Source organism: Helicobacter cynogastricus (assembly GCF_900197855.1).
In the GTDB taxonomy this organism is placed as follows: Bacteria; Campylobacterota; Campylobacteria; order Campylobacterales; family Helicobacteraceae; genus Helicobacter; species Helicobacter cynogastricus.
This window is the reverse complement of record NZ_FZMQ01000004.1, coordinates 70,123-92,228: the sequence shown is the minus strand read 5'-3', so window position 1 is coordinate 92,228 and position 22,106 is coordinate 70,123. Positions and strand designations below refer to the sequence as shown.

23 protein-coding genes are annotated in these 22,106 nt (G+C 43.0%); 7 read left to right on the top strand and 16 right to left on the bottom strand.

The annotated features are described in order from the left end of the window. Window positions 1–216: 216 nt before the first annotated feature. Window positions 217–1,299 carry an outer membrane protein gene (locus C6H00_RS00785; protein WP_233704338.1) on the bottom strand — a complete coding sequence of 361 codons (1,083 nt, stop codon included), beginning with the start codon at window positions 1,297–1,299 and terminating at the stop codon, window positions 217–219. Window positions 1,300–1,407: 108 nt separating this feature from the next. On the opposite strand from C6H00_RS00785, the gene C6H00_RS00780 reads away from it, so the two are divergent. Next, window positions 1,408–2,568 (top strand): pyridoxal phosphate-dependent aminotransferase, encoded by a 1,161-nt coding sequence (locus tag C6H00_RS00780; protein WP_407645509.1) that lies wholly within the window; start codon window positions 1,408–1,410, stop codon window positions 2,566–2,568. A 41-nt stretch (window positions 2,569–2,609) separates the two neighbouring features. On the opposite strand, the gene C6H00_RS00775 is transcribed toward C6H00_RS00780, so the two are convergent. The 5 genes from C6H00_RS00775 to C6H00_RS00755 form a co-directional block, all read right to left on the bottom strand. After that, window positions 2,610–3,326, bottom strand: a complete 717-nt coding sequence (locus tag C6H00_RS00775; protein WP_104749152.1) for a hypothetical protein — start codon at window positions 3,324–3,326, stop codon at window positions 2,610–2,612. 40 nt (window positions 3,327–3,366) lie between these two features. Beyond that, on the bottom strand, window positions 3,367–4,503 hold the full coding sequence (locus C6H00_RS00770) for a methyl-accepting chemotaxis protein (protein WP_104749151.1): 1,137 nt from the start codon (window positions 4,501–4,503) through the stop codon (window positions 3,367–3,369). Between the two features lie 9 nt (window positions 4,504–4,512). Further along, complete coding sequence (locus C6H00_RS00765; RefSeq protein ID WP_104749150.1) at window positions 4,513–5,004, bottom strand: PAS domain-containing protein; 492 nt, start codon at window positions 5,002–5,004, stop codon at window positions 4,513–4,515. A 108-nt stretch (window positions 5,005–5,112) separates the two neighbouring features. Next, complete coding sequence (locus C6H00_RS00760) at window positions 5,113–7,089, bottom strand: ATP-dependent helicase (RefSeq protein ID WP_104749233.1); 1,977 nt, start codon at window positions 7,087–7,089, stop codon at window positions 5,113–5,115. Window position 7,090: 1 nt separating this feature from the next. Continuing rightward, window positions 7,091–7,654, bottom strand: coding sequence for a YceI family protein (locus tag C6H00_RS00755; RefSeq protein WP_104749149.1), 564 nt, complete (start codon window positions 7,652–7,654; stop codon window positions 7,091–7,093). A gap of 89 nt (window positions 7,655–7,743) precedes the next feature. Between C6H00_RS00755 and C6H00_RS00750 the strand changes: the two genes are divergently transcribed. After that, entirely contained in the window at window positions 7,744–9,084 is a 1,341-nt protein-coding gene (locus C6H00_RS00750; RefSeq protein ID WP_104749148.1) for a tetratricopeptide repeat protein, read from the top strand. A gap of 5 nt (window positions 9,085–9,089) precedes the next feature. Here C6H00_RS00750 and C6H00_RS08675 read toward each other — a convergent pair whose 3' ends face one another. The 3 genes from C6H00_RS08675 to C6H00_RS00735 all read right to left on the bottom strand — a co-directional run bounded on the left by C6H00_RS08675 (window position 9,090) and on the right by C6H00_RS00735 (window position 11,743). Beyond that, the gene (locus C6H00_RS08675) at window positions 9,090–9,854 is read right to left on the bottom strand and encodes a ribonuclease H family protein (RefSeq protein ID WP_233704337.1); all 765 of its coding nucleotides are present in this window, start codon (window positions 9,852–9,854) and stop codon (window positions 9,090–9,092) included. A 115-nt stretch (window positions 9,855–9,969) separates the two neighbouring features. Next, a complete protein-coding gene (locus C6H00_RS00740; RefSeq protein ID WP_104749147.1) occupies window positions 9,970–11,136 on the bottom strand; it encodes a cation:proton antiporter in 1,167 nt (388 codons plus the stop codon). After that, a complete protein-coding gene (locus C6H00_RS00735; protein WP_104749146.1) occupies window positions 11,129–11,743 on the bottom strand; it encodes a formyltransferase family protein in 615 nt (204 codons plus the stop codon). The genes C6H00_RS00740 and C6H00_RS00735 overlap by 8 nt, the downstream gene beginning before the upstream one ends. A 102-nt stretch (window positions 11,744–11,845) precedes the next feature. On the opposite strand from C6H00_RS00735, the gene htpG reads away from it, so the two are divergent. Genes htpG through C6H00_RS00710 form a run of 5 tightly spaced genes read left to right on the top strand, consistent with a single transcriptional unit; the run spans window position 11,846 to window position 16,900 of the window. Further along, the gene (htpG, locus tag C6H00_RS00730) at window positions 11,846–13,708 is read left to right on the top strand and encodes a molecular chaperone HtpG (protein ID WP_104749145.1); all 1,863 of its coding nucleotides are present in this window, start codon (window positions 11,846–11,848) and stop codon (window positions 13,706–13,708) included. A gap of 32 nt (window positions 13,709–13,740) precedes the next feature. Then, window positions 13,741–14,313 (top strand): hypothetical protein, encoded by a 573-nt coding sequence (locus C6H00_RS00725; RefSeq protein WP_158655694.1) that lies wholly within the window; start codon window positions 13,741–13,743, stop codon window positions 14,311–14,313. Window positions 14,314–14,321: 8 nt separating this feature from the next. Continuing rightward, a complete protein-coding gene (locus C6H00_RS00720; protein WP_104749143.1) occupies window positions 14,322–15,302 on the top strand; it encodes an SAM-dependent methyltransferase in 981 nt (326 codons plus the stop codon). Between the two features lie 9 nt (window positions 15,303–15,311). After that, window positions 15,312–16,007: a 3-deoxy-manno-octulosonate cytidylyltransferase gene (kdsB, locus tag C6H00_RS00715; protein ID WP_104749142.1), complete on the top strand. Its 696-nt coding sequence runs from the start codon at window positions 15,312–15,314 to the stop codon at window positions 16,005–16,007. After that, window positions 16,001–16,900 carry an ATPase, T2SS/T4P/T4SS family gene (locus tag C6H00_RS00710; protein WP_104749141.1) on the top strand — a complete coding sequence of 300 codons (900 nt, stop codon included), beginning with the start codon at window positions 16,001–16,003 and terminating at the stop codon, window positions 16,898–16,900. The genes kdsB and C6H00_RS00710 overlap by 7 nt, the downstream gene beginning before the upstream one ends. Here C6H00_RS00710 and C6H00_RS00705 read toward each other — a convergent pair. The 7 genes from C6H00_RS00705 to C6H00_RS00675 form a co-directional block, all read right to left on the bottom strand. After that, window positions 16,890–17,411 carry a hypothetical protein gene (locus C6H00_RS00705; RefSeq protein WP_233704336.1) on the bottom strand — a complete coding sequence of 174 codons (522 nt, stop codon included), beginning with the start codon at window positions 17,409–17,411 and terminating at the stop codon, window positions 16,890–16,892. The two genes, C6H00_RS00710 and C6H00_RS00705, sit on opposite strands and share 11 nt — an antisense overlap. 8 nt (window positions 17,412–17,419) lie before the next feature. Continuing rightward, window positions 17,420–18,496 (bottom strand): exo-alpha-sialidase, encoded by a 1,077-nt coding sequence (locus C6H00_RS00700; RefSeq protein ID WP_104749139.1) that lies wholly within the window; start codon window positions 18,494–18,496, stop codon window positions 17,420–17,422. Beyond that, window positions 18,489–19,487, bottom strand: coding sequence for a dihydroorotase (gene pyrC / locus C6H00_RS00695; RefSeq protein WP_104749138.1), 999 nt, complete (start codon window positions 19,485–19,487; stop codon window positions 18,489–18,491). Before pyrC ends, C6H00_RS00700 begins: the two co-directional genes overlap by 8 nt. Then, a complete protein-coding gene (locus C6H00_RS00690; protein ID WP_104749137.1) occupies window positions 19,484–20,524 on the bottom strand; it encodes an energy transducer TonB in 1,041 nt (346 codons plus the stop codon). Before C6H00_RS00690 ends, pyrC begins: the two co-directional genes overlap by 4 nt. Beyond that, complete coding sequence (locus C6H00_RS00685) at window positions 20,517–21,299, bottom strand: hypothetical protein (RefSeq protein ID WP_233704335.1); 783 nt, start codon at window positions 21,297–21,299, stop codon at window positions 20,517–20,519. Before C6H00_RS00685 ends, C6H00_RS00690 begins: the two co-directional genes overlap by 8 nt. Window positions 21,300–21,309: 10 nt before the next feature. Beyond that, complete coding sequence (gene fliN, locus C6H00_RS00680) at window positions 21,310–21,729, bottom strand: flagellar motor switch protein FliN (RefSeq protein ID WP_013468567.1); 420 nt, start codon at window positions 21,727–21,729, stop codon at window positions 21,310–21,312. 8 nt (window positions 21,730–21,737) lie between these two features. Next, the coding region (locus C6H00_RS00675) for an endonuclease III domain-containing protein (protein WP_407645508.1) at window positions 21,738–22,106 on the bottom strand (369 nt) is incomplete at its 5' end.

The following is a 22,106-nucleotide window of genomic DNA, read 5'->3' as shown; positions in this document are numbered from 1 at the left end:
CAAAAATTTATACTTTGACACTTTGGTCTTGTATTGTCAAAAACCAAAAACTAATCCAATCTCACCCCAGAAATCAAAAGCATCTGCTCTATTTTCTTACCCTCCACCATAAATACCGCCCTCTAAGCCCATTTTGCAAGCTTTGTCTGTATAGAAAACTTAAAAAATTTTTAGGAGTTAGCCTCCAACATTGTAGCTGGAGGCATCTAAGCGTGCTTAGAAATTGTAGGCGTAGTTCCAGTAAAGGGCAACATTACGCCTAAAGGTGATTTTTTCGCTTGAATCAGCCCCTCCACCTAAATATCCCTCGCCATCGCCTTTTGTGTTTGTGATGGTGAAGTAGGGATCGTCGATAGTGGGGATACGCACACCAAATTCAAAGCCCTGATGTTTGGTGAAGTTGGTGCGTAAGCCCACATTAAAGATAAATTGGAAGGCAGTAGGGGAGAAAGTGGCTTTACCTGTTTTTTCCGCAGGAGTGACATCGGGTGGCGTGTAGAGGTTGTTGATATTGTCAGCGTTATTTTTGAAATCTTCGTTCATGGTGGCACAGGCGGTTTTAACCTCTGTCGCTGTTTCTGTCATTGTTGTCCATTGGCAATTATCCGGAGAGGTGCTTTTACCCATCAACCAGGTGCTCCCCCCAATCATAAACCCCACAAACATCCCAAAGGTGCGGTGATTGCGCTCATAGAAGTTAAAGAGAGCATCCATCCCCACACCATAAAAGAGGTTAGCAGAAGGTTGGTTTAAGATATTATAATCATTGGCGACATTGGCAATTGAGCTAGCACGCCCGCCTTGTCCGCTAAACATGCCATAATAGCACAACCCAAAGTGCTTGCTGTTGCCAAAGAATTGCTTATAACCAAACTGGATATCTGCGCCATATAAGTTGCCATTGTAGGTATTCACGCTCACACTGCCGTTTTGTCGGCATGTAGTTGTTGAACCGGGCAAATAACCCGCACCATTATAGCTCCAACAAGGTCGACCATCTGCAGGAGCAAAGGTATAAGAGGTGATATTTTGGGTGTGTTGCCCTGAAAAGTTAGAATACTGGAAACCGCCCTGCACATACATTCCACTATCTTCTGCGCTCAGAGGGCACAAAGAGAAAAGTGCCGCAGCACTAAGGCTTAGGAGTGCGTGTTTGTTGTTTGTTGTTTGTTGTTTGTTGTTTGTTGTTTGTTGTTTGTTGTTTGTTGTTTGTTGTTTGTTGTTTGTTGTTTGTTGTTTGTTGTTTGTTGTTTGTTGTTTGTTGTTTGTTACGCCAAAAAGATACAAGAACCCTTTCACAGAAAATTTTAGATCAGAAAGCCTAGCGAACCAACTTTCTAATCTCCACTATTATAGCAAATTTTCATGTTTTCACTGCTAATATGCCAGCTATTAATACCCCAAAGGATGCGCATGTATTCTAAACAAATTGTCCAAATCCAAGAATCCACCACGATTGCCATCACCACCCTAGCCCAAGAACTCAAGGCGCAAGGCAAGGATATTTTGAGCTTTAGTGCTGGTGAGCCTGATTTTGACACCCCTGAGTGCATTAAACAAGCCGCCATACAAGCCATTCATGCTGGACATAGTAAATACACCCCTATTAAAGGAATTCCCGAGCTATTAAAAAGTGTCAGTGCGAAATTCCAGCAAGAAAATCAATTAGACTACCGCCCTGATGAAGTGATGGTTTCTAATGGAGCCAAACAATGTCTTTTTAATGTGTTTCAAGCTCTACTCAATCCAGGCGATGAAGTGATCATCCCTACGCCCTGCTGGGTAACTTATCCTGAGTTAGTGCACTATAGCGGAGCTAAAGCGATCTTTGTACCCACCACTGCAGAGAGTGCTTTTAAGATCACTCCCGCCCAATTAAAAGAGGCGCTCAAGCCTCAAACTAAGATCATCGTCCTCACCACCCCCTCTAACCCTACAGGCATGGTTTACTCTAAAGAGGAGCTAGAAGCGTTAGCTCAAGTGATTGCGACTTCTAGCGCTTTTGTTTTAAGTGATGAGATTTATGAAAAACTGGTTTATGAGGGGAGTTTTTACGCCTTTGGCGCGTTGCCTCATATGCTAGAACGCACCATCACCATTAATGGACTCTCTAAGGCCTTTAGCATGACCGGCTGGCGTGTGGGCTTTTTGGGCACTAAAGATAAGGTTTTGTTAAAGCACATGGTCGCCCTGCAAAGCCACACCACTTCTAATATCAATTCTATCGCCCAATACGCCGCACTCAAAGCCCTAAGTGGGGCAGCTCATGCAGACATTGAGCGCATGCGTGTGGCGTTTCAAGAGCGTCGCGATTGCGCGTATACAGGAATCAACGCGATCAAGGGCTTAAGTTGTCTCAAGCCTCAAGGCGCGTTTTATCTTTGGATCAAGGTCCTACACCCTAGTTTAGAATTTTGTCGAGATTTGTTAAAAGAGCAGGGCGTGGCGTTGGTGCCCGGGTCCGCCTTTGAAATGGAAGGCTTTGTACGCATGTCCTACGCTTGTTCGTTAGAGCAAATTCAAAATGGGTTAGAAAGATTACAAAAATTTATGGAACAAAAGGCATAAGAATTCTCTTATGCCCGCTAGAATTTTGGAATGGGGAGGGTTTACTTGCAATGCACGCTTAGTTTAGCCATTAATCTGAAAGTCTGAGGGGCAGGCTTTTCTAATCCTTGCGTACTAAAACGCATAGGGCCACGATCGGGAAGAAAGCCTAAATGTCGGATATGGCATTGTTTATTAAGTTCTCGACTTAAAGTCGCGACCTTATCTTGAGCCTTTTTCAACAACGCATCTTGTAAGGAAGTCCAGTCCATGTCCTGCATACTAGGATAGAGAGCTGGAGTATCTAGTACAAAAAACCCGTTTTGAGTGGCAATCTGTGTAATTTTGTCCTTAAATTTCTCATAGTCATTGAGTTTAGAAGTAGGGAGTTTACAGATCATCATCGCACTTAGGCCATGTCCTGTTAGTTCCTGCTTGCCATTGAGAAAACTATAGTTTGGATGTAAACTATAAGAGGTTTGCTGGCAAAAACCGCTCTCTTTAGCCAACCCGTTAATTTGATTAAAACTTTCTTTAATTGCTTGTTCTTGAGTGGCATCCAAACTTTTAGCTTCTAAGAGCGCGTTAGTACTACTAAAAACTAAGTGCGCGCTATAAGCTTTGGGGGTGATTTGCTGGGTAGTTTGGATAGGCATAGTGATCTTGCTAACCTCACCAAAAGAGGGGTGTTTGCCCAATACAAAGCGCTCAAAAAGTAGGCCACCAATAAAAACACTCAGAGTAAAAACTATGGCCAACGCAAGCTTGATGTACTTCATTACTATCCTTTTTTCGTGATTCTAACATGGATTCTCTAAATCAAGGTACCTCAACAGCGTCCAAAGCGCGCAGGCGATCGACCATTGTTTCTACTTCGTGATGATTATAATGCGCCCTGAGATGATCGAGTACTTCATGCACCATACCTAAACTCTCTGCACCTGCAACTTTATCCAATTCAATATTTTTTTTCTCATTGGTAATCACGCTTCTGTGCAGATTCATCTTCAAAATGATCCATTCAATATGGCGCATGACATGTTTTAGACCCGTTTCTAACTCGCGATTATTTTCTAAACTCTCGTGGCTACTTTGCACATATTTTTTTAAGAGCTCAAGGAATGCTTCAAAATGTTGTTGTATGCCAGAGCTTAGGGAGCTCACTTCGCCAAATTCCTTACCCAGCTTGATGATATCCCCTTGAAAATGGCTAAAACTCTCCTTGATACTATTGACCTCTTTAGCCACCTTTTCAGCTAATTTGCGGATTTCGTCGGCCACAACTGCAAAACCTCTCCCATGCTCCCCACTTCTAGCGGCCTCAATAGCCGCATTTAAAGAAAGTAAGTTTGTTTGATCGGCAATATCACTAATCACATTGGTTACTTGCATTACAAAATCCATTTTATTGCCCAAATCTCCCATTACCGCACTAATGTTTGTGCAACTATCATTGAAGGAAAAAAGATCTTTTTGAATATCTCGAATCTGCTCTTGACTTGCGATCGAATTTTCCTCAATGTATTCTACAAGCTCTTTGTTAGCAACACATTGTTTAATCTTCTCATCCAGCTTGGCAATCACATCTCTGATCCCCTTTGCCCCCCCATCCATCTCGGCTATCCGTAAAACGATTTCGCTATTATTGATGGCTGTGATTCCTGCGACCTGAGTGTCTCCATTTTCAGCATATTGCTTAAAAACTCCCCTATAACCTTCTAAAAAGACGGTGCGGTAATCTTTGCCCTCATGGGCTGCCTGCACACAGGCGTTGATCTCTCTGAAAACAGACTCTATTTGATCTAGCAAGTCGTTGAGTCCATAAGCGATGGTGCTATAAGGACTTCGTTCATTGATATTGGTGATGCGGTGTTCTAAATGGCCATCTCGCACGGTGTTTACAAGGTCTTGGATTTTTTGTAGAGTGTCATCTTTATCTTTAAACAAGCCTAGCATTACTATCCTTTATAGTCTTTGGAGTTTATTAACCCATTCATTGTAGCTACAACCCTCCTTATCAAGATTTTCTTGCAAGAGATTTGCGCTCGCTTGCACACCCCCATGTTTTTCTGCAGCCAACAAGTCTTTGTAAAGAGCGTTTACAATCCCTATAGCTTTTTTATTGGGTGCACGGCGCACAGAATAATAGCCCACAACTTCCCCCCTAACACCAATAGAGGCCGTAACATTGGCAAAAACCCAATAAAAATTCCCATCAAAAGTTTTGTTCTTCACATAGGCGAAAATTTCCTGTTTTTGTTTGATGGCATTCCACATCATCTTAAAGATCAGCTTTGGCATATCAGGGTGGCGCACAACATTATGGGGTTTGCCCAATAAACCCTTCTCTCCATCGCCTCCTACAATATCTATAAAGGGTTTATTAGCGTAGGTTATCACACCTTTAACATTTGTTTTTGTTACCAAAAAATAATTGCGATCCACAAATTTTTCCATGTTAGCTCCTCATTTCCTGTATGGTTTTATAGCACGCATCGATTTACAAACGACATGCATGGAGCGCACAACTTCGCATGTTATCATCTCCAAGTATTAGGGTAACATCTAGAGGACAAAACCCGCCTCTTTGAGAAAGCAAGAGGGGCGATACTCAATGTCTTTAATTTTATCTTTCTTGGCGTAGGACAAATAGAGATGATCCTTAGCACGCGTGGTGGCTACATAGAATAAACGCCGTTCCTCTTCCAAACTCCCGCTCTGTTTGGCTAGTTTGGTGTTGGGGAAACGCCCCTCCATCAAGTCAATCACATAGACTTCTTTAAATTCTAATCCTTTACTGGCATGTATGCTCAGTAAATGTACCCCTTCTCCATTCAAATTTTCCTTAGCATCCAGTGCCATCGCACCTAAAAATTCTTTTAAATTTTTGTAAGGTTTTGCTAAATCGCTTAAAAGTGTAATTTTGCGTAAAATCTTTTGTATGGCAATCTCTTGTCTTTTGCTATCTATACTCCCATCTTTATTTTTGGCGCGCTCTTTGGTTAAATTGTCCATAATAGCTCTAAACCACGCAGAGTTATAAATATGAAGAATATTTTCTTGGGGGCTCAGAGGGTGGGTTTGACAAAGCGTGAAAAAATCTCCCAAAAAGCTGGCAATAGTGGCGGTGAGCTTAGGATGTTTTAAAAGTGGATGGGTGTTGAAAGTAAGGGGGACATGGTCTTTAAAGCGCATGGCTGTTTCTGTAGCAAAAAACTCTTCAAACAATCCCCCGGTTTGTTTGTTTTGCGGGTAGGGGTCTTTATTATTAGGGTGCAATAAACCTTGTTTACTATTCCCATCGCCTAAAATTTGTAAAGCCGTATACAGCTCTCTAGCTAGCGCATTGCCAACACCTTGCCCATAACTCAAAATTTGCATAGTTGCCATCATATCCTTAGGATGGCTTAAAAATGCGCACACATCTAAGAATAAGCGCACTTCTTTGGCTTCAAAGAAGCTATACCCTCCGCCTCGCCGTTTAGAGGGTACGCCCAATTCCCTCAAAGAGGCCTCGCACCCATCCGCACTACTATTATTCCTAAACAACACGGCCACTTCTTCAAAATTCCCACGACTAGCGATGTGTCTAGCAATCCCTTTATACTGCAAAAATAACTCTTCAAACTCTAAGAGTTTTGGGGTAGATAAACTGGTAGTTTTAGCAACCTCTAAACTTTTAGGGTAGAGTCTAGGGTTATGATTAATGACTTTATTAGCCAAAGCTAAGATTGCTGGTGAGCTGCGGTAATTTTTCTTGAGGGTAAAGACGCACGCGTTGGGGTGCTTGGTGGTAAAATTCCCAATGATAGAAATATCTGCTCCATTGAAAGCATAAATACTCTGATCGTAATCCCCTACACAAAATAAGCTAGGCGGGTTGATGGTATCTAAAATGCTATCTTGTAGAGGGTTTGTGTCTTGGTATTCATCACAGAGCACTTCTACAAAGCCAGCCTTTTCCTCTTGCATTCTTTGCCTAAACAGCAATAGCAAATCGTTATAATCTATATAATGGTGTTCTTGTTTGAGCTCTTCAAACAAACCCAAAGCGATTTCATAATATTCAACAAATTCTTCTTGCTCAGGATTACGCGCGCTGAGCCAATCGCCAAAACTCTCTGGTCTTTGTGCGTTCAGATATAAAGAGTGCAGATCGTAGAGAAAATTCGCGCTATAAAAATTCTCTCCTGTATGCATGCCCTCTAGCACACTCTTTAGCAAAACGCACAACTCTCTAGGCTGTTTGAGGCTCAAATGGGGGTAGAGTTCTTTAAGATGACGATAAGCTGTGGCATGGAAAGTTCCTGCGTGGATAAATTGGGCATGCGGGGTGTGGATAGCTAGACGATCTTTCATCTCTAAACTGGCCTTGTTGGTGAAGGTGAGCAAGAGAATTTCATGGGGGCTAACCCCTTGATTTAGTAGATGTATGATTCTTCCAACGATGGTAGAAGTTTTGCCCGTACCCGCTGAGGCGATGATAAGATTGCGCCCCAAATGCGCTTGGGTCGCTTCAAGTTGTTCGGCGTTAAGTTGCACGCTATTTTTGAGTGGCTTCGATTTCAATATCTAATGCTACAACATCACCGATGAGATGTGTAGATTTTTCTGGAGCTAATTTGAAGTCTAGGCGTTTGATTTTTCCATTCAAAGAAAACCCTAACTTATTTTGTCCTTGATGTTGAGCTACTCCCACTTCGGTATGTAGCACCACCTTATGAGCAACTCCAGCAATGTTAAGAGTGCCTATCATTCGACCTTGATGAGCGTTCACTTTTTCGTATTTTTGCATCACAAAGTGTAAATCGGGGTATTTTTCTACCTTAAAAAACTCATCTGAGCGCAGATGTGTGTCCCTTTTGGTATTGTTTGTATTGATGGATGTTGCCTTAATTGTAGCCTCTAGCTTTTTAAAGGTGCGGCTTTTTGGATCAAAATCAATCACCGCACTATAGTCTTTAAAATCCCCATGCACAGAACTAAGTTTGAGATGTTTGACCTTAAAACCCACACGGCTATGAGCATTATCAATAGTATATTCTTGCGCCTTTAAACCCACACCTAAGGCGCACAACGCCACAAAACACTGCAAAAAACGTTTCATAATTTTCCCTTTCTAAAAATAAAGTGGGGTAATTATAGCATATGGTTTTTGTGCTAGAATATTCTTAGCATCACTTTGTGGAGGACAGAATGTTGGAAGTGCGGGCGTGTCAAGTTTTACTGGGTGTCTTGCTGGGTTTTTCTGTAGCATATGCTAACCCTAAGGCGGATGAATATTTATCTGTAGCTAAAGAGGCTTACAGATATAAAGATTATGCTAAAGCTTTAGAGAATTATCAAAAAGCCGCAGAGTTGGGGAGTGCGGACGCGTATCGAGGTTTAGCCAACATGTATATGATTGGGGCGGGTATGCCCAAAGATCACAAGCAGGCTAGGATTTATTTTCAAAAAGCGATGGATTTACGCCATGCGCAACGCAAGGATTCTAAACCCAGTGTAGAGCCACAAGCTAGCCAAACACAGCTTACACAGGCACAACAAGCCCAAAAGCCCCAAGTCACAGAGGCAAAAAGCGCACCCAAAGCTGTGCTAGCAGGGGCGCAAGCTTATATGCGCTTGGGAAAAGATTATGCTAATGGACAGGGCGGGATGTCTTTAGATTTTAAAAAGGCCACAGAAGCCTTTGAAAAAGCGGGTCAAATGGGAGAGGAGCAAGGATACAACGCCATTGGAGATTTGTATTATAACGATGGCAAGGGGGTAGAGCAGGATTACAAAAAAGCCTTTGAGTATTACCAAAAAGCCGCCCAAATGGGACAACCTAAGGATTTTAGATTAGGCGTGATGTATTACAATGGTCAGGGTGTGAGTCGGGATTACAGCAAGGCTGTAGAATACTTTGAAGCAGGGGCTAAAAAGGGAGATGGGTGGTCTTGTGATTTTTTAGGGTGGATGTATCACAATGGCAAAGGTGTGTCCTTAAATTACCAAAAAGCGCGGGAATACTACCGCCAAGCGGTCCAAAACTTTTTAAAAGCGGGTAGTGAGGGTAATGCAAAGGCTTATGTGTTCTTGGGCAATATGTATCGCGATGGCGATGGCGTGCCTCAGGATTACCAAAAGGCGATGGAATACTATCAAGGTGCGATGAGATTAAAAAGCGGTAATGGGACTTACAATTGGGCCAGCATGCTAGCAAACAATTCGGCAGATTACGAGCAAATCAAGGTAGCCTACCAACAGGCTATCAAATTTTACCAAGAAGAGGGAAAAAACGGGGATGCCAATGCTTATGCCATGTTAGGCAGCATTTACAAAAGCGGGGTTTTTATTCATAGAACATATGTTAAAAGAGATTATGCGCAGGCACTAGAATACTACCAAAAGGCTGCCGAAATGGGGAATGGGGAAAGTTATTACCAAATCGGCGAGATGTACGCAAATGGACAAGGAGTTCAATATAACCGGGATAAAGCACGCGGACATTGGCAGATCGCTTGCTCTATGGGCTATAAAAAGGCGTGCAAATAAGCGCGCTAGCCTCTGAGATTGACAATCGCATCGACGACCTTATTACAAGCGTCTTCGTTGCGCCGACACCATTTGTATTCGACATTAGAAAAATCGCTCTCTAGCACAAACCCCTCTGTTTTGAGGCGGTAATTGTTGATCACGGCTTGGTTGTCCCCGATGACAAAAAGCTTGTAGCTAGGGTCTAGTTTATGGGTTTTGAGCATAGCGTGTAGGTGTTTCATGCTAGTAACAATGGCTTGTTTCTCGGCCTTAAAGCTCTCATTCAAACTAGAATGTAGGGGGCATTTGTAGCGGTTGATCTCTTCAAAACGCCCCTCTTTAAAAAGATAGAGACAAAACCCACACATCACCTCATCCTCTTTAATGCCTGCATCGGTGTAGAGAAAATAAGATTCTTCTAACTCTTTGGAATCATGATCTTTAAAAATGGTCTCTGAGAGCGCGATACTCTTTTCTCCGATGTGATCGTAAGTGCTCTTGGGGGGAATGTAAGCCGTTTTAGGCTTTGTTATACTTTTGGTCGCTACTGAGCAATTTCCCCAATCATTTAATTCACTGATTTTAAAAGTCTTGATTTCAAGTTTAGGATTCTCAATGCTGGTTTTAATCTCTTGAACACATGCACAAATTTGAATTAATGGATTTGTATAAAGAGGGTGCAGGACATACACACCTCCGACTAATTTAGAAAATCCATAGCGACATAAAATACCTTCTAGCAAATCCAAAGACCCATTGTCTTTATTTTCAATCCCTAAACACCACATGAAAAACTCCCTATATTTTTCCCTATTTTAAAAAAAGGCATGATAATCCTCAAAAATAACCAAAATGCTTAAGTCAGAAGTTTTTGAAGTTTGTTTTCTTCTATGTTTCATGCACCTAAACTTGCAACTTAACCACTTTAGAGCGGTTAAAAAATTTAATAACACTGGTAAAAAGCATGCCCTCAAAAATGGCGGCCATCACAAGAGAATAGTAGGTGCTCTGATCAATCGCCCCCACGCTTAAGCCCACACTAGCTGCCGTGATCAGAAAAGTTAAGGGCATGGAAGCACTCAGAGCAAAAAGTGCGGTGTTGCGGGTGTTTTTAAAATAGCTTTTAAAAAGCGTGAAGCTTGCGCCCATATGCAAAGCGAGCATAGCACACATGATAGCACAGGCATGAGAGATAAGTACAGGATTGGCGATAATGATTTTAAGATTGAGAGTAGAGCCTACATGTACAAAAAAAAGTGGTACAAAGAAGCCAAAGCCCACATCATTGAGTTTGTGAAAAAGCTCATGTTTATAAGGAAAGAAGGTAGAAACAATGGTGCCAGCTAAAAAAGCTCCTAACACTAATTCTAGTTTGAGCCAGCCTACAATAACTACCAAACCAAAAAACATCATAATGGTAAAGCGAATATCTTGATTGGCTTGATTATTGGGAGGCATGATAAAAAGTTTTAAGCGAGGAAACCACCAAAAAAGAATTTTAAAGATTTGTACTAGACCGCTAATAGCGATCATAAAAGTTAAAAGAATGCCCAAAGTTTTACTTAACTTCAGACTAATGCCGTGCAAATAAATCCCATCCACAATGACTAACAAAATAATACTTGTGAGTTCCCCCAATACCCCCACCTTGAGCACCAAATCTAGCCAGGGGACCTCTTTACCATAATCGCGCACCAAAGTCATGATCATTCCTAAACTCACGATGGGCAAGATGATAATATAAAGAGCGGGGAGCTTAAAACTAAGAGTGATAGTAGATGAGAGAGTATAAAGAATGCCAAAATAGATCAAAATGCGTTTTAGTAAGGCTTTATTGAGCTGCTTAAACATGTACAAATCAACTTCCATGCCACACAGAAACATCAAAAACAAAAATCCCACTTCAGCCATTAAGTCGAAACTATGGCTTGGAGTAAATAAGCCTACATACACACCCAAAGTACCAAAGAGAATTTCTAGCACCGCTACAGGCATTTTAATCAGATTGCTCACATAGGGAGCGAGCACCACGAGCGGGGCAATGGTCGCTAGAATTAAAAAATCATTCAAATTCGAGTCCTAATACTTGCAAAAGTGCTTGAGGGTAGAGGCGTTGTTCCAGAGCGTGCACTCTTTGAGTAAAACTCTCCAAAGAATCCTCAGGTAGTCTTTGCAAGGCCTCTTGGAGAATAAGAGGTCCGTGATCGATTTGTGCGTCTACCCAATGCACACTCACTCCCATGCCCTCTTGGCTCTCAAAGCTCTTTAAAATCGCATCCTTGCCCTTGTGATAGGGTAGCAAAGAGGGGTGGATATTGATAGTGGGAAAACTCTGCACAAAGTGCGCGCTCAAGATTTTCATATAACCTGCTAGCAAGATGAGATCGCAACCTTGCAGGGTTTGGATTAAACTCTCTTCCTCTTGGCACACCTTACAGGGCATTTTTAATTGAGCGCAACGAGTGATACCATAAGCCTTAGGGCGACTACTCACACAAATTTTAACTTTTAAGATGACGCGTTGTTGGCTTGCAGGATGCCAAAAGCTACGCCCATCAAACACCTCGATGAGGTTTTGCATGTTAGAACCATTGCCACTAAATAAAACGCCCAAATGCAGACAGGCTGATTTTTCCAACAAGGCAGACAAGTTTTTTTGCCACTCCACTTGAAACACAAAAAACCTTTGTTTTTGGCTATTTTAGCATATTCTATTGAGTGTCCTAAAATGGCTTTTTGTGTTATAATCTTGGGCTTATATCTTAATTTTGGAGTTTTTATGGGCCAAAAACACGCCTTTCAGACAGAAATTAATCAACTTTTAGATTTAATGATTCATTCTCTTTATTCCAATAAAGAAATTTTCTTACGCGAGTTGATCTCTAATGCTTCAGACGCGCTAGACAAATTGAATTTTCTTGTCTTGAGTGATGAGCAATATAAACATTTGGATTTTGTGCCTCAAATTAATTTGAGTTTTGATGAAAAGGCCAAGAGTATCACCATTGCTGATAATGGCATTGGCATGTCAGAAGAAGAATTGATCTCAAATTTGGGCACAATCGCTAAATCCGGCACTAAGAGTTTTCTCTCTAGCTTAAGCGGGGATCAGAAAAAAGATAGTAGCTTGATTGGGCAATTTGGAGTGGGGTTTTATTCTAGTTTTATGGTTGCCCATAAGGTGGTGGTGCAGAGTAAGAAAGCTTTGAGTGATCAAGCCTTTGCATGGGTGAGTGATGGCAAAGGCTCTTATGAGATTAGTCCTTGTGTGAAAGAACACTTTGGCACAGAGATCACCTTGTATCTCAAAGAGGAGGAGAGCCGTTTTGCTAGCCGCTGGGAGATTGAAAATATCGTTAAAAAATACTCCGAACACATCCCCTTCCCCATCTTTTTAAACTACACAGAGAGCAAAACAGAGGGCGAGGGCGAGGCGCAAAAAGAAGTTACAGAAGAAAAACACAGCCAAATCAACAGCGCGAAAGCCATTTGGCGCGTCAATAAAAAAGAGCTCAAAGATGAGGATTATGAAGAGTTTTATAAGAGCTTTGCCCATGATAATAGCGCGCCCTTGAAGTGGATTCATAGCAAAGTTGAGGGCGCTTTAGAATACTCCACCCTCTTTTACATTCCCGCCACAGCCCCCTTTGATTTATTCCGCGTAGATTACCAATCGGGGGTAAAACTCTATGTCAAGCGGGTTTTCATTACAGATAACGATAAAGAATTATTGCCCCAATACTTGCGCTTTGTGCGTGGGATCATTGATAGCGAGGATTTGCCCTTGAATGTGAGCCGTGAGATTTTACAACAAACAAAAATCCTAGCCACTATCAAGAGCGCGTCCACCAAAAAGATTTTAGGTGAAATCGCCACTCTTGCCCAAGACACACCAACCTATAAAAAATTCTATGAGCAATTTGGCAAAGTGCTCAAAGAGGGCTTGCATAGCGATTTTGAGAATAAGGATAAAATCTTGGACCTCTTGCGTTTTGCTACCTCTAAGGGTAAGGATTTTTCTTCTCTCAAAGAATATAAAGAGCGCATGCCCGAAACACAAAAGAGTATCTATTACATGATTGGAGAAAATTTAGATTTGCTCAAAGCCGCCCCTCTTTTGGAAAAATACAGCCAAAAAGGACTAGAAGTGCTTTTAATGGGCGATGAGGTCGACTCTTTTGTCATTCCGGGTGTGAGCGAATATGATAAAACCCCTCTTAAAGATGCGCGCGCTGCTGAGACACTTAAAGAGTTAGAATTAGAGGAAGTGAGCGAAGCAGAAAAACAAGAGTTTAATCCTGTGGTGGTGGCTTTTAAAGAAGCCCTCAAAGATGAGATCAAAGACGTCGCTCTTTCTAAGGATTTAAATTCTGTGGTCGCTTTGGTGGGCGATGCACAAAATGCAATGATGGAAAACTTGATGCGTCAAATGGGTCAAGAGGTCGCCCCAAAACCCAAAACCCTAGAGCTCAATATCAACCATACTATTGTGCAAAAACTTAAAAATATCGAGGATCAATCCGTGCTCTCAGATGTGGCGCATTTGCTCTTTGAAAGCGCGTGCCTGCTGGAAAGTGGTGCGCTCAAGAACGCCAAAGATTTCAACCAAAGACTTCATAACACCATCGCGCGCGCCCTTTGATACGCTTTTTTGCCCTCTTACTATGCGCTCTAATGTCAGCAAGGGCGCAGGTTTTGCAAATTGGAAGTGATGTAGGCAATCAAGAGGGTTTTTTAGACCTGCTTCAAAATGTCTTTGCTCAAGATATGCCCGACCACACGCTCAAATGGCAAAATCCTCCTTTTAAACATCTTTGTCGCTTAGATGGTCTTTTACTCTCTAAGCCCGCCTTGCAAACTGCTAAACTCACCGGCAGACGGGTTTTTAAGGAGCTGTGGTTTGTGCTAGGTCAAAATGCATGGAAAACCCGTTTATCTGCCTCTAGTCCTCACGCCCTAATACGCGCTTTGCATAATCCTGCTCTAGCCCCCTATCTTAAAGCTATGCGTACCTTAGAGCCCTATAAATCAACAGACCTTTTACTCATTCCTGCACGCCTATATCTCAAAGAGCGTTCTAAACACCCCTTCCCTCCCTTGCTTTATAAAATTTACATGGGTTACTTTTGGGTTCAACCTTGCAAAAATACGCGTGGAGATATTTTCTATCATTGGCTCAAAAGCCACAAGGCTAAAGACCTACTACAGGGTTTTCGTGTGGATTATCAACGCATTTTTGCCCCCTAAGCTGTTTGATGTCCCGCCCCTTTAGCGATTTTATGCATGCATGGCTTTATGCAGATGGGGGGTATTATAAGGGCGCGCGCATTGGCACTCAGGGGGATTTTTACACCTCTGTGAGTGCGAGTAAGTTTTTTGGAGGCACTCTAGCTTTTTATCTTTTAGACTTATTAGAAAAAGGACTATTGAACCTGCCCTTGAGTGTGGTAGAGATGGGCGCGCATGGGGGGGAATTGCTAGGAGATGTGCTTTCTTTCTTGCGGGCTTTAAGTCAAGGCGTTTTAGAGGAAGTGGAGTTTGTAAGCATAGAGCCTTTGGAAGAGTTAAGGGTGTTGCAACAAAGACGGCTTGCACAAATGGGGAGCAATCTGCGCTGTGTGGCTAACCCCCTAGATTTGAACATCTCCCCTACACAGAGCGTTTTTATTTATAATAACGAGCTGTGGGATAGTTTTCCATGTGAGCTGGTGCGCCCGGGCGCACAACTCTTTGTAGATGCTCATTTTAAGCCCTTTTGGCGTGAGGCTTGCTATACCCAAGAGGGTTGCATGCCACATTGGAAGGCCTTTATCTGCGCTTTGCTAAAGGCCCTAGAAAAAGCTAAATCATGGGTGTTGGTTAGCTTTGATTATGGGCAGTATGGAGCTCATAATGTGATTGATTTGCGTGGGTATTTTCAACACCGCGTCTTTGATTTTGAGGAGATTTTAACAAATCTGCAAGAGCTTTATCAAAAAATTGATCTCACTTACGATGTGGATTTTCAGCGATTAGAATCCTTAATCAACCAGCAGGGCGCACACACTCTATTTTATGGCACACAGAGTCTTGCCCTAGTGCGCATGGGATTGCCCAAATTGCTAGAGCTCTTTGGAGCACACATGCCTTTTTCTATTTATCAAAAAGAGGCCTTTAAAGCGCGCGCGCTTTTAAACCCTAGCGCGCTTGGAGAACGCTTTAAAGCCCTCATTAGCGCGAGTTTTACAACAACCTAAAGGCTTGATATGATTTTAATTCCAGCAAGATTGGCTTCTACGCGTTTTCCAAGAAAATTATTAGCAGATATTGGGGGCTTGCCTATGGTGGTGCGCACGGCGCGCAACGCCCAAGCCGTCGATGAAGTCGTGGTAGCGTGCGCTGAACAAGAGCTTGTAAATTTGTGCACAGATTTTGGTTTAAAAGCCCTGCTCACAGACCCTAACCACCCCAGTGGCACAGATCGTTGTGCCCAAGCTTGCCAAATCCTTAAACTACCTCTACACACTCCCGTGCTTAATCTCCAAGCCGATGAGCCTTTTTTAGAACCTGAAATCATCGCCCTCTTGCTTGATGAGGCGCAAAGCACGGAGTTTATGCACACTTGTATTAAGGTTATCTCTGAGGAAGAAGCGCGCTCTAATGCGGTGGTAAAAGTGGTGCTTGGAAAAAAACACGCGCTCTATTTTTCTCGCTCTATTATCCCTTGTGATCGCGATCAAATAGGGCGGACTCTTTATGGACACATTGGTATTTATGGTTTTCAGGCCGCTACCCTGCTAGAGTTTTGCGCCCTGCCTAAAAGCCCCCTAGAGGAGATTGAAAAATTAGAGCAGTTGCGCGCACTTTACCACCATAAGCTCATTGGGACAAGTTTAGTAGAGACCTCTAGCATAGGCATAGACACCCCAGAGGATTTAGCCCTAGCTTTAAAGCGATGTTAGCCACACATAGGGTTTTACAAGCCCAAATAGAGGTTTTTAAACCCTATTTAGAGAGGGGGATCAGCGAATTACTCAGCAATCAAGAAAAAGAAATTTGGCTTTATTATTTAGATGGTAGGCGCGCTTGTGTGCGCGATGAGGTCTTAGACAAGGCGTTTTTACTGCGTTTTTGCGAGCAACTTGCCACTTACTACCGCCTGCACTTTGATGACACACACCCCACCTTGCACGCCTCCCTGCCCGCTACGCGTTGCCGTGTGAGCGCGAGTCATTTTAGCATCACAGCTAATCATCAAATCGCTTTGAATATCCGCGTGCCCAGCGCACAGATTTTTCCTTTGGAGGCTTTTAAAATGCCTTGTGGATACACCCATCAAGATTTAAAAGAAATGGTGCAAAGCGGGCAGAATATTTTAATTAGTGGGGGAACAGCTAGTGGTAAAACAAGTCTTTTAAACGCGCTTTTGGCGTGTATCCCTGAGCAAACGCGGATAGTGAGCGTGGAGGATAGCCAAGAGCTTCATTTGGATCGCTTTAAAAATGCGGTGGGTTTTCTGGTGAGCAAGAATGAGGAGAATCTTAGCTACACGGACGCGCTCAATATGGCGGTGCGCATGCGCCCCGATCGCCTCATGGTAGGAGAAATAGACACCCGTAACACACTTTTATTTTTGCGTTTTGGCAATACGGGGCATAGAGGAATGATCACCACTTTGCATGCTAATAGTATTGAGGATGTGTTAGAAGCCATTGCTATTAACCTTGAGATGGGTATGCAATCCTCTTTACCCTTTGAGGTGGTGGAGAGGTTTTTCAAAAGCGCGATCAATATTCTTATTCATGTGCACAGAGAAAATAACACCCATTCGATCCAGGCTATTACTAAGTCTTAGGATAGCTACACCATAGGGCAACCAGCCAAAGATAAGCGTCCACAAAGAGATTATAGGGCAGAGCACTTGGGTGGATAAAATTAAAAATTAAAATCAGAGCAAAGAGCGCGCCTAGGATTTTATGGACATAAAAAGCTAGCAGTGCCCAAAAGCCAAGAGTTAATGGGGAAATATAGATAAAATCTATGGGCAAAATTCCCAAAGTGTCCAAAAAGACAAGCGCGCCAAAGATAGCTAAAAAGCGCGCGCTTGAGGGGGGCAGGGGGTCTAGGTGAAGTTGTTTTGCCAAACATGCCCAAAGTGTGAGCAATAGAGTTAGCAGACTTAAAGGTCCAAAAAGCCCTATAAGCAACATCGCTAAATTTAGATCGCTTCCATTAAAAAGGCGCAATAGCGGGATTTTCCAAAGCAAGAGTCCGCCCACTAACAAGGCTTGAAAGAGAGCATACCGGCGCGCTTTCACCCACACACAAGCTCCAAAGACAAAGGCTAACACTAAGTAGGAGGGCAAAAAATCCACTAAAGGGCTTTGAGTAAAGCTTTATTGAGGATGAGGTGCATGATTGTGTGCCTGTGCTTGGTATAGACAAGATGAATTGTGTCTTTGAGAACAAGCACACTAGGGTAACTCACTTCACCCTCTAAGCTTTGATCTAAGATGGCTAGGGGATCAAAATAGCTTGATCTCTTAGAAGTGGGAGCAAAGCGTGCAAGGCGCAAAGAGCTGCGGCTAGAGGAGGCATTAGGGAGTGGGGCATTATAAACAAGGTAAGTCTCATGATTGGCGTTGAAGAGGGCGAGCGCATCGTCATAATTGCGCAGATTGCTAGGGATGGGAGGATTCCAATGCAGAAGGTCTTTACAGGTTTGGGTGTATAGGTGTGTGTCCTTAGAGCTTCTAAATGCCATCAGAGCACACTGCTTGTAAGGGGTTAGAGTAGGCTGGAGTTGGGAGCTCAGATAATTAGGCTTGATCACTCTTTGCAGATGTGCCTTAGAGTCAAATTTGAGCAAAAGAGGAAATTTAGCCACAAGCTCGTGGTAAATTGGCAAGATAAAACCCCCATCTTCAGTGGGTAAAGGAGAGTTGCGTACAAGATAGCTAATATTGAGTAGAGGGCTTAAAGAGAGGGTGGAGAGAAAATTTAGATGAGGCTTTTGGGCTAAAAGAGAGGAGATATCGGCTTGCAGGGCGTAAATCCTAGAGGTCGCCCAACCCCCTAAACTCACCCCTACCACAAAAAGATAAACTTTTTGATTAAAGATCGCCAAAACTGGATTGCCCAATGCCTTGACATACGATTTTGAAAGTTGACTTAGTTGCGTGGGCGAAAGCAGTGTAAAGGCTGGACTCCAAATCTTGCTCTTTGGATTGTAGAGATTAGCATAAATACGCACATCAGGTAGACCTTCTTCACTCCCCCCAAAATACGCAACCAATAAATGCCCACTAGGAAGCGCGCCCAAACTTGCAGAATGCACGCTTTGCACAGGGGGAGGCGGGATAGCTTGTTTTTCAAAAAGAGTGAGCGGGTCAGCAGATCCGGGCAAGGCAAGCAGGCAGATCAAAAAAAAAGCAAGGATTGGATCACGCACAGATACCCCATTTTAAAGGAAAATGGGGCACGATAAGTCCGGGGACTTTGGGGGTGAAGGTGGGGATTTTTTTAAGAGTGATGGATTTTTGAGGGAGAGTTGCGCGCGCTGGGAGATTGTAGATACGCAGAGCGTTATCACTAATGAAGGCTTGGAGTTTATCTAGGGCGTGGTGCGCATCAAAGAGGGTTGTGAGGGCTTCAAGCAAAATAGGGGCACTAAAAACCCCTGCTGCACAGGCGCATGCATGTTTATTTTCTATGAAGTGGGGCGCGCTATCGGATCCAAAACACACTTTGGGGTGCGCTTTTAGGGCTAGGTTTAAAAGCGTGGTTTGATCGTGGGGAGTTTTTAAAAGAGGTTTACAAAAGAGATGAGGATTGAGCGCGCCTCCTGCAAGATCATCAAGGCTGTAGCTGATATGCTGCAAAGTTAAGGTCGCATAAAGATTAGGGTATGTGTCTAAAAGTGCCACACTGCGCGCATCGCTCATGTGCTCTAAAATAATGGTGAGCTTGGGAAAACGCTTGGCTAAAGCGTGCAAAATGGGGTGAAACTCCACTTCGCGATCTAGCACAAACCCACCACTCTCTGCATGCACGCAGAGAATAAAACCCAATTCTTCAGCTACGCTAAGAATTTTTAACATCGATGGACTTAAAATATTTGCTACACCACTAGAGGAATTTGTGGTGGCGTTCTTGGGGTAGAGTTTTAATAAAAATAAACCATGCGCATGCGCTTTTTTCAATTCGTTTTCATGCAAACTCTCTTGCAAATAGAGGGCAACAAAGGGGGTAAAATTATGACTCAGATTTTGAATTTCTTGGGCATATTCTAGGGCTAAGGCAGTGTCTATGATAGGGGTTTTGAGATTGGGCATCACCACAGCCCCACTAAAACATTTAGCACTAAAGGGTAATACCTGTTTGAGCAAATCTCCCTCTCTAAGGTGCAAGTGCATGTCTAGGGGATTGTGCAAAGTGATCATCTGTAAATAAAATAGCGCACGCGGATACGAATTAGAGTTGTTGTGGTAGGGCGCGGATAATCTTTATAGGCAATGGTGATGGTTTTGAGCGTATTATCATCCAAAAGCTTATAGCCCGAGGGTGTGATAATCTTTAAACCAGTGATGTCGCCATTAGGATGGAGGTAAAATTCTACAGCATCTACGCCATCTTGCCCTAAATATCCAGCTGCGCTGGGGTATTCAAGATACTTTTGTGTGATGCGCCCAATCTCGCTCAAATTACTCTTAATAAAATCCTTTTCTGCCGTACCCAAATCTCCAAATTCTTCCCCATAGAGATCATCAATATCCTTGCGTGTCTGACTATCTAAACCTTTATCATGTTCATAACTACGGGTAGCACGGGCGTTCTGTTGTGGGGTAGGAGAGGGGGTACTTTGCTCAGAAGGCAAGAAAGAAAGATTGTTAGGATTAAAATCGTCCTGAGGGGGGGGCTTAGGTGTGGAGCTAGACTTATGTTGTGGCTTAGCAGTTACAGGTGCTGGGGCAGGGGGGTTTGGCTTGTGGGGAGCCTGCTCAACTTTTTTAAGAGCTTTATGGGTATTTTGGGCAACCTCTTGATGGTGTGGAGTTGGCACTGGCTGAGGTTCAGGGCGAGGCCTTTCTATATGGCGTTTTTCCCTAGGTTCAGGGCGAGGTTGTTCAACACGATGTCTTTCTCTATGGCGTGGCATTGTTCTGGGGCGTTCTCTGCGTACAACGCGCCTTTCTGGACTAGAGTGTGGGTTTGTAAGAGGAGCGGCCCTAGAGGGTTTGAGCGCGCCTTGTGTGTGCTTGGTAGGGTCTAGGGATCGCCCTCTTTTAAGCACTAAAAGATTACTCGGATTAATCTTGACAAGTTTGGGTTGTTTGTGGAAAAATTTATAACCATAATCGAGCAACCACCAGATCAAAAGGTGCAACAAACAAGAGAGCAATAGAGAAATATAAAAATTGCGCGTAGATCGCCTGTTAACCAGCTCTCTATCTAGGGACAAGGAGCGACGATTAGACATGGACACCTTTGAGTTTGGAATGACGCAAACGCTCCTTAGTCTCTTCTACCAAATCTTCTTTGAGGCGGTTTGGGTCTTTTTTGAGGGAAAAATCGAGATCAATTTTGTCCAAAACCACACTTTGATTCGCATTGAGTAAAATTAAATAAAGTTGATTGCGCACCTCGATAGTTACAAGTTTATGGGTTGCATCTAAAGGTTTTACAAAAGTTACGCTAGGCTCTAGACCCACTTTGGGAAAGAGGAATTGTTGCGCGCTCTTGCGTTTCACTAAAAAAAGGATTAACAACAAAACCCCAAGTACAGCTCCTACTTTCCACACATAATCCCATGGTAGAAAATTTTCCCCCTTTGTAGAAGGTACTTTGTCCAAAAAAGCCTGTTTGTTGCTGGAGGCAATTAAAGGGGTAAACTCTAAGCGTAGATAAGTCTTATCTTGCGAAAGTTTGGCATGGACACCAAAAAGAAGCGAGCTTTTGGGCACGATAAAAAGAGTATTATTCTTATGAAAAATATCTAAAGATTGCAAGACGCTCGCATTAAATCGTTCGGATTTTGGGGCAAAAGGGGTGATGTCGTGTAGAGTGATGACTTGACTAGGAGCAATCTTGGGAGTTTGTTGTAGGGGGTTTTTGAAAAGAAGATCCAAGGCAATACCAGGAGGTTCTTGATCGGAGAGCGGGGTGGCTTGTACGCGCTCAAGAGAGTTTTGAGCGTAACAAAGAGCACACAGGGCGACAAAGATCACAAAATAACTAGGGATAATTCGCAACATTCTAAATAAGTTACATGTCCTTAGCAATATAGTAGACAATGGCATTAGAATCCAAAACCTCATTAAGGCGGATTGCCAAATTTTTCTCATAGACCATTACCTCGCCCTTGCCAATCACGCGTCCATTTACAAAAGTGTCTACGCTCTCTCCAGCGGGTTTTTGCAAGTCGATCACCGACCCGCGTTCAAAGCGCAAGACCTCACCTAATGGGATAGAGGTTGAGCCCAGCTCAGCCATAAAAGTTACCTCCATATCTAATAAACCCTTATAATCCTCAATCAATTCCTCTAGGTAAGTTGTGAGTTCAATCTCTCTAGGATTTAGAGTAGGTTGCTTTTTGATTTTAGGATTAACAGGCGTGAGAATGTTTAAGGTTGGATTAGATTGGATGTTCACACCTTGTGTTTCTTTATTGCCTTGTTGATCCATGATTGCCCTTAAGTCTTTGGGCTTATTATACTAGATTTTGCCTTATGCATGCAGAGGTCTCTTAAAAAGCAATCTTTACAAAGAGGCTTGAGTGCTTTACAAGTGTAACGCCCAAAAAGAATCAATGCGTGATGGAGTCGTGCTAGATCGCTCTCAAAGAGCACGCTCAATTCCTTTTCTGTTTGTAACGGGGTTTTAGCTTGACTTAGTCCTAAGCGGTGTGCAACCCGAAATACATGGGTATCTACAGCTAGATAATTTTGACCAAAGCATACAGAAAGCACAACATTAGCACTCTTTTGCCCCACGCCCGGGAGAGTTTTGAGCTCTTCTTGAGTGTGGGGGATCACGCCCCCAAAGTGTGAGCAGACTTTTTG